This window comes from Thiohalorhabdus denitrificans, assembly GCF_001399755.1.
In the GTDB taxonomy this organism is placed as follows: Bacteria; Pseudomonadota; Gammaproteobacteria; order Thiohalorhabdales; family Thiohalorhabdaceae; genus Thiohalorhabdus; species Thiohalorhabdus denitrificans.
In genome coordinates this window covers 178,065-191,930 of sequence record NZ_LJCP01000007.1, presented here as the reverse complement: position 1 = coordinate 191,930, position 13,866 = coordinate 178,065, and the positions used below count along the sequence as shown (strand labels likewise).

17 protein-coding genes are annotated in these 13,866 nt (G+C 70.6%); 2 read left to right on the top strand and 15 right to left on the bottom strand.

Annotated features, from left to right (window positions below; genetic code table 11):
- Positions 1 to 73: 73 nt before the first annotated feature.
- Complete coding sequence (locus tag AN478_RS04125; RefSeq protein ID WP_054965352.1) at positions 74 to 655, top strand: LabA-like NYN domain-containing protein; 582 nt, start codon at positions 74 to 76, stop codon at positions 653 to 655.
- 36 nt (positions 656 to 691) lie between these two features.
- On the opposite strand, the gene tsaB is transcribed toward AN478_RS04125, so the two are convergent.
- The 15 genes from tsaB to aspS all read right to left on the bottom strand — a co-directional run bounded on the left by tsaB (position 692) and on the right by aspS (position 12,665).
- The gene (gene tsaB / locus AN478_RS04120) at positions 692 to 1,393 is read right to left on the bottom strand and encodes a tRNA (adenosine(37)-N6)-threonylcarbamoyltransferase complex dimerization subunit type 1 TsaB (protein ID WP_054965351.1); all 702 of its coding nucleotides are present in this window, start codon (positions 1,391 to 1,393) and stop codon (positions 692 to 694) included.
- A 16-nt stretch (positions 1,394 to 1,409) separates the two neighbouring features.
- A complete protein-coding gene (moaD, locus tag AN478_RS04115; protein WP_074471378.1) occupies positions 1,410 to 1,661 on the bottom strand; it encodes a molybdopterin converting factor subunit 1 in 252 nt (83 codons plus the stop codon).
- A gap of 145 nt (positions 1,662 to 1,806) precedes the next feature.
- Positions 1,807 to 2,625 (bottom strand): tol-pal system protein YbgF, encoded by an 819-nt coding sequence (gene ybgF / locus AN478_RS04110; RefSeq protein ID WP_054965350.1) that lies wholly within the window; start codon positions 2,623 to 2,625, stop codon positions 1,807 to 1,809.
- Positions 2,626 to 2,637: 12 nt separating this feature from the next.
- A complete protein-coding gene (pal, locus tag AN478_RS04105; protein WP_054965349.1) occupies positions 2,638 to 3,213 on the bottom strand; it encodes a peptidoglycan-associated lipoprotein Pal in 576 nt (191 codons plus the stop codon).
- Positions 3,214 to 3,234: 21 nt separating this feature from the next.
- The gene (tolB, locus tag AN478_RS04100) at positions 3,235 to 4,530 is read right to left on the bottom strand and encodes a Tol-Pal system beta propeller repeat protein TolB (protein WP_054965348.1); all 1,296 of its coding nucleotides are present in this window, start codon (positions 4,528 to 4,530) and stop codon (positions 3,235 to 3,237) included.
- Entirely contained in the window at positions 4,527 to 5,585 is a 1,059-nt protein-coding gene (locus AN478_RS04095) for an energy transducer TonB (RefSeq protein WP_054965347.1), read from the bottom strand. Before AN478_RS04095 ends, tolB begins: the two co-directional genes overlap by 4 nt.
- The gene (locus tag AN478_RS04090; RefSeq protein WP_054965346.1) at positions 5,585 to 5,989 is read right to left on the bottom strand and encodes a biopolymer transporter ExbD; all 405 of its coding nucleotides are present in this window, start codon (positions 5,987 to 5,989) and stop codon (positions 5,585 to 5,587) included. Before AN478_RS04090 ends, AN478_RS04095 begins: the two co-directional genes overlap by 1 nt.
- Positions 5,989 to 6,669 (bottom strand): protein TolQ, encoded by a 681-nt coding sequence (gene tolQ, locus AN478_RS04085; RefSeq protein WP_054965345.1) that lies wholly within the window; start codon positions 6,667 to 6,669, stop codon positions 5,989 to 5,991. The genes AN478_RS04090 and tolQ overlap by 1 nt, the downstream gene beginning before the upstream one ends.
- Positions 6,670 to 6,699: 30 nt before the next feature.
- The gene (gene ybgC, locus AN478_RS04080) at positions 6,700 to 7,116 is read right to left on the bottom strand and encodes a tol-pal system-associated acyl-CoA thioesterase (RefSeq protein WP_143004130.1); all 417 of its coding nucleotides are present in this window, start codon (positions 7,114 to 7,116) and stop codon (positions 6,700 to 6,702) included.
- Positions 7,117 to 7,169: 53 nt separating this feature from the next.
- Positions 7,170 to 8,216: a Holliday junction branch migration DNA helicase RuvB gene (gene ruvB, locus AN478_RS04075; protein WP_054965344.1), complete on the bottom strand. Its 1,047-nt coding sequence runs from the start codon at positions 8,214 to 8,216 to the stop codon at positions 7,170 to 7,172.
- Between the two features lie 6 nt (positions 8,217 to 8,222).
- On the bottom strand, positions 8,223 to 8,825 hold the full coding sequence (gene ruvA / locus AN478_RS04070) for a Holliday junction branch migration protein RuvA (protein ID WP_054965343.1): 603 nt from the start codon (positions 8,823 to 8,825) through the stop codon (positions 8,223 to 8,225).
- Positions 8,822 to 9,322, bottom strand: a complete 501-nt coding sequence (gene ruvC / locus AN478_RS04065) for a crossover junction endodeoxyribonuclease RuvC (RefSeq protein WP_054965342.1) — start codon at positions 9,320 to 9,322, stop codon at positions 8,822 to 8,824. The genes ruvA and ruvC overlap by 4 nt, the downstream gene beginning before the upstream one ends.
- Before the next feature lie 13 nt (positions 9,323 to 9,335).
- Positions 9,336 to 10,085, bottom strand: coding sequence for a YebC/PmpR family DNA-binding transcriptional regulator (locus tag AN478_RS04060; RefSeq protein WP_054965341.1), 750 nt, complete (start codon positions 10,083 to 10,085; stop codon positions 9,336 to 9,338).
- Between the two features lie 93 nt (positions 10,086 to 10,178).
- Entirely contained in the window at positions 10,179 to 10,847 is a 669-nt protein-coding gene (locus AN478_RS04055) for a lipase family protein (RefSeq protein ID WP_143004131.1), read from the bottom strand.
- Positions 10,848 to 10,856: 9 nt separating this feature from the next.
- Positions 10,857 to 12,665, bottom strand: coding sequence for an aspartate--tRNA ligase (gene aspS, locus AN478_RS04050; protein ID WP_054965339.1), 1,809 nt, complete (start codon positions 12,663 to 12,665; stop codon positions 10,857 to 10,859).
- A gap of 176 nt (positions 12,666 to 12,841) precedes the next feature.
- Here aspS and AN478_RS04045 point away from each other — a divergent pair, with 176 nt between their 5' ends.
- Complete coding sequence (locus AN478_RS04045) at positions 12,842 to 13,849, top strand: GGDEF domain-containing response regulator (RefSeq protein ID WP_054965338.1); 1,008 nt, start codon at positions 12,842 to 12,844, stop codon at positions 13,847 to 13,849.
- Positions 13,850 to 13,866: the final 17 nt, after the last annotated feature.

Here is a 13,866-nt window from a genome sequence, read left to right as displayed (position 1 = left end):
CGGACCCGGGCCATACATAACGGGATCGCTATTCACTGGCGCCCACAAGAAACGCATATTTGAGGTTACTTCAATGCAGAACCAGGAAGCGATTTGGCTGGACGCGAACGATCGGCTCGGTCTTTTCATAGATGGGCCCAATTTCCACGGCAGCTCCCGGGATATGGGCTTCGACGTGGACTACCAGGCGCTCCTCGATTTCTTCCGCCAGCGGGCCAAGCTGACCCGGGCCTTCTACTACACCGCCCTCGATGTCTCCGGGGAGCACACGCCCCTGAAGCCCCTGGTGGACTGGCTCTCCTACAACGGCTACATCGTCGTCACCAAGCCCACCAAGGAGTTCAAGAACGGCAACGGCAACCGCCGGATCAAGGGCAACATGGACATCGAGCTGGCCATCGACATGTTAAACCTTGCCCAATACCTGGACCATGCCATCCTGTTCTCGGGCGACGGGGATTTCCGGCGGCTGGTGGATGCCGTGCAACAGCGGGGCGTCAAGGTGACCGTCCTGGCCTCCTCGGACGTGACCGCCGATGAGCTGCGCCGCCAGGCGGATCAATTCGTGGAGCTGGCGGACTTCCGCCCCCACATCGAGCGTTTCGGCGAGGGCGCCCGGAGCCGGCCCGGCGCGACCGACCCCCAGGCCACCTAGGCAGCGGCCCGGCGCAGGCCCGGCCTGCGCCGTAGCTCAGATGCGGGAAGGCGCCTCCGCGTAGGAGGCTCGCAGGTAGGTGGGCACGGCCTCGGCGGGCGTGAGCACCCGTCCCGCGTGCCACGGCTCGATGGCCAGGGCGGCCACGGAATCGGCCCGTAGCGGAATATCCGCATCGGTTCCCGCCAGTGCCTGGCCGCAGCGGCGGGACAGTACGTCGTGGTGGGCCCGCCAGCCGCTTCCCACCCCCCACCAAGGTCCCTCCATCGCGGGCAGTTCGGCCGCCTCGGGGGCGAGGACCCGTTCCTCCCCCACGGGGTCCACCCCCCGGGTACCGCGCTGGTACAGCCCCCAGTACACTTCCCCCCGGCCGGCCTCCAGGGCCACGGCGGCGCGTTCCCGGCCACTGGCCCAGGCGGCCGCGGCCAGGCTGGACACCGACACCAGGGGCAGGTTCAGGCCCAGGCCCTGGGCCGTGGCCACCACGATGCGCCCGGCGGTGAACGGTCCCGGGCCCCGGGCGAAGGCCACCGCCCGCAGGTCGCGGCGGCCCAGGCCCAGGTCGCGCAGGAGGTCGTCGAGCAGGGGCAGCAGGTGAAGGGAATGCTGGGCGACACCCTCCCGATAGCGGTGGTGGAGGGTGCCGTCCAGGAGGACGGCCACGGAGGTGGCGTCGGCGGCCCCGGCGAGGGCCACCAGGGGGCCGGGAGCGGGCAGCTCCGGGAGGGCAGCGGACATGGGAGGGACCTCGGTGTCAGCCCCCGGTCACGGGAGGGAACAAGGCCACTTCATCCCCGTCGGCCAGGGGACGATTCGCATCGGCATATTCTTGATTGACCGCCACCAGCACCCGACGTTCCGGGGCCAGGGCCTCCGCGTGAGCAGCCCCCTGCTCCCGCAAGCGGTCCAGGAGGTCGCCCACCGTTTGTAGCCCTTCGGCCGGGATTTGCTCCTCCTGCCTGCCCAGCTGCTCCCGAACCGCGGCGAAGTACAGGACCTTGATCATGGCGCGCTCCCTCGCGGGGGTGCCGGGATGCCCCGGGACGGACCCGGGTCGGTCGGCATCGCCCCTTCCGAGCCCGGCGGGCGGGCCGTGGGGGAAGTGAACGCCGCCCGGGCCGACTCGCCCGGGCGGCACGGTGGGGCCACTTCTAGGAAGCGTCCTCCTCCATGCGATTGAGCCGCTGACGAGCCAGGCGCGCCTCGGAGGAATCGGGGAAGCGCTCCCGGACCCGGGTCAGGGCCTCCCTTGCGCCCTCCATGTCGTCCAGCTCGTAGAAGGAATACCCGATCTTGAGCAGCGCCGCGGGGGCCTTCTGGCTGTCGGGGTACTCCTTCAGGACCCGGTTGAACTCCTTCAGGGCCCGCTCGAACTCCCGGAGCACGTAGTGGGCCTCGCCCAGCCAGTACTGGGCATTGGGAGCCAGGTCGCTGTCGGGATACTCCTCCAGGAACCGCTGGAAGCCCTTCACCGCCTCCTGATAGGCGTTTTCCTGGATCTTGGTGAAGGCGTTCTGGTAGGCCTCCTCCGCGGAGGCGGCCTCGCCGGATTCCTCCCCGTCCGCGGGCCCGTCTTCCTCGGCGTCCGCCTTGCCGGCCCCATCCTCCGAGGCACGCTCCAGGCGGCGCAGGCGGGCGTCGATGTCCTCGTAGAGGCGGCGCTGCCGCTTGTCCAGGCGCTCCACCCGGTGCTCGAGGACCTCCATGTCCCCCTGGTGGGTGCGTATGTTGCTGCGCAGCTCCTCCACATCCAGGGCCAGGGCCTCCACGCCCTCCTGCATGCCCGAGGCGCCGGACCGCTTCTGGGCCTCGCGGAGCTCCGCCAGCTCCTCCTCCATGGCCGCCACCCGCTGCTCCAGCTTGGCCTGGGGATTCTGCCCGCCGCCACCGGCCGCTCCCGGCGGTGGCGGCAGACAGCCCGCCAGGGTGGCGGCCACCGTGCTTACGGTGGCCAGGCGCACCAGTTTCACGTGGCTCTCCCCTTACTGCTGGTAGCGAAGGCGCACACGGCGGTTCTTGGCGTAGGCCTCTTCATTGCTGCCCTCCACCATGGGCTTCTCCTCGCCGAAGCTGGTCACTTCCAGCCGCTCCGACTCCACCCCCTGCACCACCAGGAGGCGCTTCACGGATTCGGCCCGGCGCTCGCCCAGGGCCAGGTTGTACTCCCGGCTGCCCCGCTCGTCGGTGTGGCCTTCCAGGGCCACCTGGATATCGCCGTTGGCCTTCAGGTAGTCGGCGTGGGAACGCAGGACCTCACGGGCCTCCTCGTTGAGCTCGGAGCTGTCGAAGGCGAAGAAGACCCGCTCCTGGTCCGGCCGGGTGGCCGCTTCCTCGCCGGCCTGCCGCTCCTCGGCGCCCAGGGCGTCGGCGTCACCCACGGCGTCGCCCTCCAGGCCCCGGGCCTCGGCCCCCGCGGTGCCTTCCTCCGCCTGCGCGGCCTCGGCACCCTCGGCCGGTCCGCCCTCCACATCCTGCTCGCCGGTGCTGGCGCAGCCGGCCAGGGCCAACATCAGGGCCGTCAGGCCCGTCCACACGGTAATCCCACCTTTTTTGTGCATCCAGTTCTCCTGTCGTGCCGGTTACGGTTTCCGCGGGGACCAGGCCGGCTCCCGGATGTCCCCGGCGCTCTCGGGTTTGAGACGCTGATGGACGTTGCCATCCACCGAGACGGTTCCCAGCTCTCCGCCCCCCTCCTCGCCCCGCGTGGCGTACAGGATCGTGCGGCTGTTGGGGGCGAAGCTCGGCGATTCGTTCTGGCCCATCGGGGTCAGGGTACGTATGTTCCCGTCCCCTTCGAGATTCATCACGGCCACGGCGAATTCATTGCCGTCGCCGTGAACGAAGGCTACCCGTTTTCCATCGGGAGACCAAGTGGGCGCGGCGTTGTACTTCCCCTCGAAGGTCAGGCGCTCCACCTCGCCGCCCTTCACCGGCGTCCGGTACAGCTGCGGCCTTCCGCCCCGGTCGGAGGTGAAGATGAGGCTGTCGCCGTCCGGCGACCAGGTGGGCTCCGTATCGATGGCCCAGTGGCGGGTCACCCGGGTGAGCCCACGGTCCAGCAGGTCGAGGACGTAGATTTCCGAGTTCCCGTCCCGGGACAGGGTCAGTGCCATGCGCGTGCCGTCCGGGGAGAACGCGGGGGAGGAGTTGATCCCGTCGAAGGAGGCGACGGTCGTGCGCTTCCCGGTGTCGAGGTCCTGCATGTAGACCACGGAACCCTGTTGCTCGAAGGAGACGTACACGAGCTTCTCGCCATCCCGGGACCAGGCGGGGGACATGATGGGGTCCGAGCTGGTAAGCACCTGCCGGGCCCGGGCGCCGTCGGCGTCGGCGACCATGAGCCGGAAGCCGTCCTCCCCCCGCTCCACGTAGGCGATCCGCGTGGCGAAGGAGCCGGGCCAGCCCACCAGCTTTTCGTGGATGGTGTCGGCGACGCGGTGCCCCACCCCGCGCAGGCCCTCCGGCCGCACTCGGTAGCGCATCCCGGCGATCTGCTCCTGGGCGTAGACATCGAAGAGCCGGAAGCGGACCTCCACCCGACCGTCCCCGGCCGGGGCCATGCGGCCGATGACCAGGGCGTCGGCGCCCACCAGGCGCCAATCCTTGTACTCCACGTCCCCCGGCCGGTGGGGCCGGCTGATGAAGGCCTCGGGCTCGATCATCCGGAACATCCCGGATCGACGCAGATCCTGCCCGATTACCTCCCCCACCTCGAAGGGCCGCTCACCGTCCCCCTCCCAGGAGAAATCCACCAGGGCGACGGGCAAGGGGTCGCGCACCCCCTGGGTGATATCGATGGAAAGGATGGCACCGGCCGGCCGACTGAGGAGGGCCAGCAGGGCCAGGGCGGCGATGGCGGATAGCTTGCGGGTCATTGGGCCATGTCCGGGCTGAAATTGAGCTCGAATTCCTGGAAGTAGCGGGTCGGGCCGTCGGGCATGGGGAAGGGCGCCGCCTTCTCCACCGCCCGCACCACGGAGCTATTGAAGTAGCCCGGCCCATTGGATGCCACGACCTTGGGGGGCGCCGCCAGCTCCCCGTCGGGGGTAAGCGACACGCGAACCGTGGCCTGCAGGTCCTCCCGCTCCGTGAGCGCCGGCGGCACCAGCCATTGATCCTGCACGGCCGCCTGCACCGCGCCGACGAACTGGGTCCGGGCCCGGCGGTGCCGGATGGAGGAGGGCTCGTCCGACTTGCTGGACGCCTCCTCGATCCGGTTTGAGAGGTCCTCGCTGAGGATGGGCTCCTCCTTTTCGGGCTCGGGTTCCGGCTCGGGTTCCGGCTCGGGTTCCGGCTCGGGTTCCGGTTCCGGTTCCGGTTCCGGTTCCGGTTCCGGTTCCGGTTCCGGTTCCGGCTCGGGCTCGGGCTCGGGCTCCGGCTCGGGTTCGGGTTCGGGTTCGGGTTCGGGTTCGGGTTCGGGCTCCGGCTCCGGCTCCGGCTCCGGCTCCGGCTCCGGCTCCGGCTCCGGCTCCGGCTCCGGCTCGGGCTCGGGCTCGGGCTCGGGCTCGGGCTCCGGCTCGGGCTCGGGCTCCGGCTCGGGCTCCGGCTCGGGCTCCGGCTCGGGCTCGGGTTCGGGCTCGGGTTCGGGCTCGGGTTCGGGCTCGGGCTCGGGTTCGGGTTCGGGTTCCGGCTCCGGTTCGGGTTCCGGCTCGGGTTCGGGCTCGGGTTCCGGCTCGGGCTCGGGTTCCGGCTCGGGTTCGGGCTCCGGCTCGGGTTCGGGCTCCGGCTCCGGTTCGGGCTCCGGTTCCGGTTCCGGTTCCGGCTCGGGCTCGGCCTTCGGCTCAGGCTCGGCGCTAACCAGACGGGCCTGGATGGGCGGCGTATCCGGGGGCTCCGGATGGCGCACCAGGGTCCAGGCCCAGCCCCCGGCTACGACCAGCAAGTGGATGCCCAGGGAAAACAGGGCCCCCTGGATCCAGGTCCGGCGCATCACGTATCCGTCGGCTTGGTCACGAGGTCCACCTGCCGGATGCCCCCCTCACGCAGCAGGTTCAGGGTCACCACCACCGCCTCGTAATCCACGGTTCGCTGGCCCCGCAGCAGGACGTGCTGGCCGGGCTGCTCCTCAAGCAGGGCGCGCACCTTGGGGACCAGCTTCTCCTGCGGATCAGCGATGCGGGTCTTCTGGAGGTAGACGCCGTCCTCGCGAACCGTCACCTCCAGGGGCTCGTCCTGGGTGGCAACCGGCTGGGAGCTCGCCTCCGGCAGGTCCACGTCCACGCCCCGCGTGAGCATGGGGGCGGTCATCATGAACACCACCAGCAGCACCAGCACCACGTCCACGAGAGGGATGATGTTGATCTCCCCCATGAGCTTGCGTCGACGGTAGGCCATCAGGTCCGCGCCTGCCGTTCCAGGACGCCGGTGAGCTCGTCCATGAAGTTCTCCAGCCGGGTCTGGTGGTGCTCAACCCGCCGGGTCAGCATGTTGTAGGCGATCACGGCGGGGATGGCCGCGGCAAGGCCGAAGGCGGTGGCGATCAGCGCCTCGGCGATGCCGGGCGCCACCACCGCTAGGGTGGCCTGCCCCGTGGCGCCGATGTTCTGGAAGCTGTTCATGATGCCCCAGACGGTGCCGAACAGGCCCACGAACGGGGCGCTGGAGGCCACCACGGCAAGGATGGCCAAGGTGCGGTCGAGGCGGTCCACCTCCTCGCTCATGGCGACCCGCATGGCCCGTCGCCCCGCCTCGCGCAGCTCGGGCAGCGGCAGCCCCTCCTCGCGGAAGCGCTGGAATTGCCGGTAGCCGGAACGCAGCACCGCCGCCGAGCCGCTCCGCGCGGCGGCGTCCTGGCGGTTCACGGCGGACATCAGCTGGTCAAGGTCCCGGGCCTGGTGGTAGACCCCGGAGAAGGCCGCCTCGGCGCGGGCCGCGCCCAGGAGCTGGCGTCCTTTGACGTAGATAATGATCCAGGAGGTCAGCGAGGCCAGCACCAGCAGCAGCATCACCATCTGCACCAGCGGGCCGGCCCCGAGAATCAGGTCCCAGGCGGTGTGGGTGGTCTCCCCTTGCATAACGTGCTGCTCTCCTTGATTAGGGGATGGTCACGATGCGCCGAAGCCCAGGGCCTGGCGAACCGTATGGGGAATCGGCTGGGGCCGGAAGTCCTCGGCGCCCACGCAGGCGACCCGGACCCGGCCCTGACAGAGGGGCTTGTTCTCCCCCTCGCGGAGGATGCGCTGGTGGAAGTCCACCCGGGCCCGACCGAGGTCGGCGACCTCCGTTACCACCCGCAGGGCGTCGTTGAACACCGCCGGCCGCAGGTAGTCCACCTCCACCCGCCGCACCACGAAAAGCAGCCCCTCCCGGCCCAGCAGGTCGTCCTGCTCGAAGCCCAGGGTCCGCAGCAGTTCGGTGCGTCCGCGCTCGAAGAACTTCAGGTAATTGGCGTAGTAGACGCCGCCGCCGTGGTCGGTGTCCTCGTAGTACACCCGCAGCGGCCATTCCCCCACCACCGACATTCACAGCCTCCTATCGCGGGGCACGGGACCGGGCCCTGGCGTGCCGGTGAATCTCACAGTAGCCGCCCCTGGCCCTCGCCGCCGCCCGGATTCTCCGGGTCGAGGCCGAGGTGGCGGTAGGCCAGCCCCGTGGCGCAGCGGCCGCGGGCGGTGCGCTGCACGTAGCCCTGCTGGATCAGATAGGGCTCGAGGACGTCCTCGATGGTGTCCGCCTCCTCGCCGATGGCCGCCGCCAGGTTGGTGAGGCCCACGGGCCCCCCCTCGAACTTGCCGATCAGGGCGGAAAGCAATTTCTGGTCCAACTTGTCGAGGCCGGCCGGATCCACCTCCAGCATGGTCAGCCCCTCCTCCGCCACGGCGGCGGTCACCACGCCGTCGGCCCGCACCTCGGCGAGGTCGCGCACCCGTCGCAGCAGGCGGTTGGCCACCCGCGGTGTCCCCCGCGAGCGACGGGCGATCTCCAGGGCCCCCTCGGGCTCCACTGTCACCCCCAGGAGACGGGCGGAGCGCTGGACGATCCGGGCGAGGTCCTCCAGCCCGTAGAAGTCCAGGCGCATGGTGATGCCGAAGCGGTCGCGCAGCGGCGACGTCAGGAGGCCGGCGCGGGTGGTGGCCCCCACCAGGGTGAAGGGGGGCAGGTCCAGCTTGATGGAGCGCGCCGCCGGACCCTCGCCGATGACGATGTCGATCTGGTAGTCCTCCATGGCCGGATAGAGGACCTCCTCCACCGCCGGCGACAGCCGGTGGATCTCGTCGATGAACAGCACGTCGTGGGGGGCGAGGTTGGTGAGCAGGGCGGCGAGGTCCCCGGCCTTCTCCAGCACCGGGCCCGAGGTGACCTTGAGGCCGGCGTCCATCTCGTTGGCGACGATGTGGGCCAGGGTGGTCTTGCCCAGGCCGGGCGGCCCGAACAGCAGGCAGTGGTCCAGGGGCTCGCCGCGCTCCCGGGCCGCGGGGATGAACACCTCCAGGTGCTCGCGCACCCGCGGTTGGCCCTCGTAGTCCGCCAGCCGCTCCGGGCGCATGACGGGCTCGCCCCGCCCTTCCCCGGGGGCGGCGCCGGGGTCGATGACGCGGGAGGACTCGTCCGTGGGCTCCATGGGCACCTACCTGGCCATGCTCTGGAGGCTGCGCTTGAGGAGCTCCTCCACCGTCAGGCCCTCCTCGTGGATCCCGGCCACGGCCTGCTCGGCCTGGTCGCTGCCGTAGCCCAGCTCCTGCAGCGCCGCCACCGCCTCCCGCCGCGCCCCGCCACCGGCCGGGGCCGCCCCCCCGGCCACCGTTTCGAAACCCTCCGCGCCGCCGGGCGCATCGAGGGTGTCCCGCAGCTCCATGACCAGGCGCTGGGCGGTCTTCTTGCCGATCCCCGGGACGCTGCTCATGCGCTTGAGGTCCTCCTCCTGGATGCAGCGCCAAAGCTCGGCGGGGGGCAGCCCGGAGAGCACCTGCAGGGCGAGCTTGGCGCCCACCCCGGTCACCCGCAGCAAGGCGACGAACAGGCGCTGCTCGTCGGCGGTGAGGAAGCCGTAGAGCTGGATGGCGTCCTCGCGTACCACGGTGTGCACGCGCAGGTTCACCTCCTCGCCCACGGCGGGCAGGTGGTAGATGGTGGACAGCGGGGCGTCGACGGTGTAGCCCACGCCGCCAGCCTCCACGATCAGGGTGGGGGGCGCCTTCTCCAGGATGGGTCCGCGCAGGCGTCCGATCACCGGCGTCGTCCCCTGCCGGGGACCCGGACCGCGGCCTGCAGGTGGTGGAGGTGGCAGACCGCCACGCCGAGGGCGTCGGCGGCGTCCTCAGGGGGCGCCTCCTCCAGCCCCAGTAGCCGCTGCACCATGAACCCCACCTGGTCCTTGCTCGCCGTACCGCGCCCCACCACCGCCTCCTTGATGCGGGCGGGGGTGTATTCCCCCACGGGCAGCCCTGCCTCCACCAGCGCGGCGATGGCGGCGCCCCGCGCCTGGCCGAGCTTCAGGGCCGATTCCACGTTCCGCTTCACGTAGACCGTCTCCACGGCGGCGGCGTCCACCGCGTAGCTCCCCGCCGCCGTCCGCACCTCCCGGAACAGGTGTCCCAGCCGGTCAGGGAAGGGCCCGTCCCCCAGCCGCAGGGCGGCGTAGTGGAGGACGCGCAACCGACCCCCGCTCTGCTCGACCACCCCGATGCCGGTGATGCGGGAGCCCGGATCGATCCCCAGGGTGCGCATGCTCCCGAGCGCCCTAGACGCTCACCTGCTCGAACACCTCGTCGGGGATGTCGTAGTTGGCGTAGACGTTCTGCACGTCGTCGTGGTCCTCCAGGGCGTCCAGGAGCTTGAGGACCTTCTCCGCCTTGTCGCCCTCCACCCGCACGGTATTGTCGGGCTTCATGGTGACCTCGGCCACCTGGGGCTCGAAGCCGCTCTCCACCAGGGCGGCCTTCACGTCCTCGAAGTCCTGGGGGGTGGTGTAGACCACCTGCTGGCCGTCCTCGGTCTGGATGTCGTCGGCCCCGGCCTCCATGGCCGCCTCCATGAGGGCGTCCTCCTCCACGGCCTCGCCGTCGAAGATGAGCATGCCGGTCTTGTGGAAGATGTAGGCCGCCGAGCCGTCCTCGCCGAGGTTGCCGCCGGCCTTGGAGAAGATGTGCCGGATCTCCCCCACGGTGCGGTTCTTGTTGTCGGTCATGCACTCCACGAGCACCGCCACCCCGCCGGGCGCGTAACCCTCGTAGGTGACCTCCTCGTAGCTGACCCCCTCCAGCTCGCCCGTGCCGCGCTTGATGGCGCGGTCGATGTTGTCCTTGGGCATGTTATTGGATAGGGCCTTGTCCACGGCCTGCCGCAGGCGCGGATTGGCCTCGGGGTCGCCGCCGCCGAGACGGGCCGCCACGGTGATCTCCTTGATCAGCCGCGTGAAGATCTTGCCCCGCTTGGCGTCCTGCGCCGCCTTGCGGTGCTTGATGTTAGCCCATTTGCTATGCCCGGCCATAGTTCCCGAACCTCCTGCTGGTGCGGCCGATCCCTGGTCCGGCCGGGGGATTTGGATACGAGGATGGGGGCGCTACCCCGCCCGGCGGCAATTCTAGCACAAGGCGGGGGGCGGCTCGCCATGACCGTCCAGCCGACCCTCAGCGAGGAAGTGAGCGGTTGCTTCGGCAACCCGCCGGTTGAAGATCATGCCGGTATGGCCGGCGGGGAGGGTGCGCAGCTCGGCGCCGGGCAGGCAGGCCTCGGCCACCGTCACCAGCCCGTCGTTGGGCTCCTCCAGGAGCCAGCGGGTCCACCAGCGCGAGCGGGCCCCCGCCAGCACCGCCACCTCTCCCGGGGGTACGGGCCAGGAGAGATCGGCTCCCGCCCGCAGCTCGCGGCCGGCCACCCCCAGCCACCAGCGGCCCGGGCCCCACTGGGCGATGAAGGCGGCGCCGGCGGAGCCCTGGTTGGGGGTACCGAGCATGACCGTGCGGCCCTCCGCGAACCATTCGGGGCGCCGCTCGGCCAGGGCGCGCAGCACGACGCCGCCGAGGCTGTGGCCCACGAAGCCCAGGGGCTCCCCGGGCGTGAAGCGCGCGGCGAGCCAGGCGTCGAGGCGCTCGGCGTGGTCGGCGACGGTGGCGTGGCGGGTGGGGTAGCCGAAACGGTGGGTGGGAAAGCCGGCGCGGCGCAGCCGCCGCGCCAGGGGGATCATTACCGGTGCCGCCATCCACAGGCCGTGGACCAGGATCACCGGACGCGCGGAGGCCCCTGCGGCCACGGCCGGCGCCTAGCTGCCGCCGCCCTGGGTGGTGCGGCTGACCCGCAGGCCGAGCTCCTTGAGCTGCTCGGGGTCCACTTCGGAGGGCGCCCGGGTGAGCAGGCAACTGGCCCGCTGGGTCTTGGGGAAGGCGATGACGTCGCGGATGGAGTCGGCGCCCGCCAGCAGGGCCACCAGCCGGTCCAGGCCGAAGGCCAGGCCGCCATGGGGCGGGGCGCCGTAGCGGAAGGCGTCCAGCAGGAAGCCGAACTTCTCCTGGGCCTCCTCCTCGCCGATGCCGAGGGCGTTGAACACCCGGCGCTGAGTCTCCGGATCGTGGATGCGGATGGAGCCGCCGCCCACCTCGGCCCCGTTCAGCACCAGGTCGTAGGCGCGGGACAGCGCGGCTCCGGGGTCCGACTCCAGCTTGTCGAGGTGCTCCGGATAGGGCGCCGTGAACGGGTGGTGGAGCGGCTCGTAGCGCTTGGCGTCCTCGTCCCACTCGAACATGGGGAAGTCGGTGATCCACAGCGGCCGCCAGCCGGGGGCCAGCAGGCCGCGGTCGCGGGCCAGCTGCTCGCGCAGGGCGCCCAGGGCCTCGTTCACCACCTTGCGGGTGTCGGCGCCGAAGAACACCATGTCCCCATCCTCGGCGCCGGTGCGCTCCAGGATCGTGGCCACGACGTCCTCGGGCAGGAACTTGAGGATAGGGGACTGCAGCCCCTCGCTGCCCTTGGCCTTGTCGTTGACCTTGATGTAGGCCAGGCCCTTGGCGCCGTAGCGGCCGACGAACTCGGTGTAGTCGTCGATCTCCTTGCGCGACAGCTCGCCGCCGCCGGGCAGGCGCAGGGCGGCCACGCGGCCGCCGCTGGTGGCGGGCTCGCGGAAGACCTTGAACTCCACCTCGGCCATAACCTCGGTGAGCTCGGTGAGCTCCAGAGGATTCCGCATGTCCGGCCGGTCGCTGCCGAAGCGGCGGGTGGCCTCCGCGTAGGTCATGCGCGGAAAGGGATCGGGCAGGGAGTCGGCCCCCACGGCGTCGAACACCGCCCGCACCATACCCTCCATCATCTGCATGATGGCCTCCTCGTCGAGGAAGGACATCTCCAGATCGAGCTGGGTGAATTCGGGCTGGCGGTCGGCGCGCAGGTCCTCGTCGCGGAAGCACTTGGCCACCTGGTAGTAGCGCTCCATGCCCGCGGTCATGAGCAGCTGCTTGAACAGCTGCGGGCTTTGCGGCAGGGCGAAGAAGCTGCCCGGATGGGTGCGCGAGGGCACCAGGTAGTCGCGCGCCCCCTCGGGGGTGGAGCGGGTGAGCACCGGGGTCTCCACCTCCAGGAAGTCGCGATCGTCGAGGTAGCGCCGCATGGTCTGCACCACGCGGTGGCGCAGGCGCAGGTTGGCGGCCATCTCCGGGCGGCGCAGGTCGATGTAGCGGTGGCGCAGCCGGATGTCCTCGCCCACCTCGTCGGCCTCGTCGAGCTGGAAGGGCGGCGTGTCGGCCTGGTTCAGCACCTCCAGCTCCAGCACCTCCAGCTCCACCTCGCCGGTGGGCAGCTCGGGGTTCACCGTGCCCTCGGGGCGCTCGCGGAGCACGCCGCGCACGGCGATCACCCACTCGTTGCGCAGCTGGTGGGCCCGGTCGAAGTCGAAGGCAGGTGCCTCGCCGGCGCCGTACTCCTCCGGCGGGTGGAACACCACCTGCAACAGGCCGGAGCGGTCCCGCAGGTCCACGAAGATGACCCCGCCGTGGTCCCGCCGGCGGTGGACCCAGCCGCTGACCCGGATCTCCGCGCCGATGTGCTCCCGGCGCAGGTCGTTGCAAAGGTGGGTGCGCATGATTTCCCTTCCCCGGTGCTCGAAAAGCAGGAAATGGTACGGCGCCGCCCGCTTTCAGGCAAGGCGGACACCCGGTGACGGAGGGAACGGACAGGCCTTCCCTCGGATGGAAGGACTCGGCTATAGTCGTAGACTGTCTACCCCCTCCCGCTTGCGATCAAGAACGGGCGACCACCATGACCACCCCGGAAACCCCGACGTCCCCGAGCGACGCCCCCCAGCGCCAACCGTGGGAGGAGCAGAGCCTGCGCGGCCGGGTGCTGTTCGTCGAGGACAGCCAGACCTCCGCGGCGGTCACTGTCCACTACCTGGAGCAGTTCGGCCTCCAGGTGCGCCACGTGACCACGGCGGAGCAGGCCCTGGAGGTTCTCGGCTTCGAGTTCGACCTCGTCCTGTCCGATTTCTTCCTCGACGGCCAGCTCACCGGCCTGGACCTGGTGGAGCGCATCCGCGCGCGCAACGATGACCTCTCCCTCCTGCCGGTTCTGGTGCTCACCAGCGCCGAGGAGACGGACCACCGCATCGGCAGCCTGCGCGCCGGGGCCAACGACTTCATCTACAAGCCCTTTCATCCCGAGGAGCTGTACGCCCGCCTGCGCAACCTCCTGGCCCTGCGCCACGCCTACAAGAAGCTCTATACCCAGAAGAAGGCCATGGAGCGCCTCTCCGTCACCGACGGCCTGACCAACCTCTACAACAAGCGATTCCTGAACGGCGAGGCCCCCGCCATCCTCGACCGCGCCCAGCGCTCGGAACACCCCCTTGCGCTGCTGGTCATGGACCTGGACCATTTCAAGCATATCAACGACACCTACGGCCACGACCACGGCGACCGGACCCTGAAGATGGTGGCCGAGGCCCTGGAGGAGGAGTTCCAGGAGGTGGACCTCATCGCCCGCTACGGCGGGGAGGAGTTCGTGGTGGTCCTGGACCGGGCAGACCGCGCCCAGGCCGCGCTGCGGGGGGAGCGGCTGCGCCAGCGCCTGGCGGATCTGCCCCTGGACCCGCCGGTCACCGCCTCGGTGGGCATCACCGCCCAGCACGTGGACGAACCGGCGCGCGATTTCGACAAGCTGTTCCGCGAGGCGGACCGGGCCTTGTATGGGGCCAAGGAGTCCGGGCGCGACCGGGTGGCGGTCTGGGAGTGGACCACCGGCCAGGCCGAGGTGCGCTTCCCCGCCTGAGCCCACCGGCCAGTCCC

Excerpts from the sequence above, each read along its gene's own strand:
- AN478_RS04125 (WP_054965352.1), top strand. The coding sequence starts at position 74 with ATGCAGAACCAGGAAGCGATTTGGCTGGACGCGAACGATCGGCTCGGT.
- tsaB (WP_054965351.1), bottom strand. The coding sequence starts at position 1,393 with ATGTCCGCTGCCCTCCCGGAGCTGCCCGCTCCCGGCCCCCTGGTGGCC.
- moaD (WP_074471378.1), bottom strand. The coding sequence starts at position 1,661 with ATGATCAAGGTCCTGTACTTCGCCGCGGTTCGGGAGCAGCTGGGCAGG.
- pal (WP_054965349.1), bottom strand. The coding sequence starts at position 3,213 with ATGCACAAAAAAGGTGGGATTACCGTGTGGACGGGCCTGACGGCCCTG.
- tolB (WP_054965348.1), bottom strand. The coding sequence starts at position 4,530 with ATGACCCGCAAGCTATCCGCCATCGCCGCCCTGGCCCTGCTGGCCCTC.
- AN478_RS04095 (WP_054965347.1), bottom strand. The coding sequence starts at position 5,585 with ATGCGCCGGACCTGGATCCAGGGGGCCCTGTTTTCCCTGGGCATCCAC.
- AN478_RS04090 (WP_054965346.1), bottom strand. The coding sequence starts at position 5,989 with ATGGCCTACCGTCGACGCAAGCTCATGGGGGAGATCAACATCATCCCT.
- tolQ (WP_054965345.1), bottom strand. The coding sequence starts at position 6,669 with ATGCAAGGGGAGACCACCCACACCGCCTGGGACCTGATTCTCGGGGCC.
- ybgC (WP_143004130.1), bottom strand. The coding sequence starts at position 7,116 with ATGTCGGTGGTGGGGGAATGGCCGCTGCGGGTGTACTACGAGGACACC.
- ruvB (WP_054965344.1), bottom strand. The coding sequence starts at position 8,216 with ATGGAGCCCACGGACGAGTCCTCCCGCGTCATCGACCCCGGCGCCGCC.
- ruvC (WP_054965342.1), bottom strand. The coding sequence starts at position 9,322 with ATGCGCACCCTGGGGATCGATCCGGGCTCCCGCATCACCGGCATCGGG.
- AN478_RS04060 (WP_054965341.1), bottom strand. The coding sequence starts at position 10,085 with ATGGCCGGGCATAGCAAATGGGCTAACATCAAGCACCGCAAGGCGGCG.
- aspS (WP_054965339.1), bottom strand. The coding sequence starts at position 12,665 with ATGCGCACCCACCTTTGCAACGACCTGCGCCGGGAGCACATCGGCGCG.
- AN478_RS04045 (WP_054965338.1), top strand. The coding sequence starts at position 12,842 with ATGACCACCCCGGAAACCCCGACGTCCCCGAGCGACGCCCCCCAGCGC.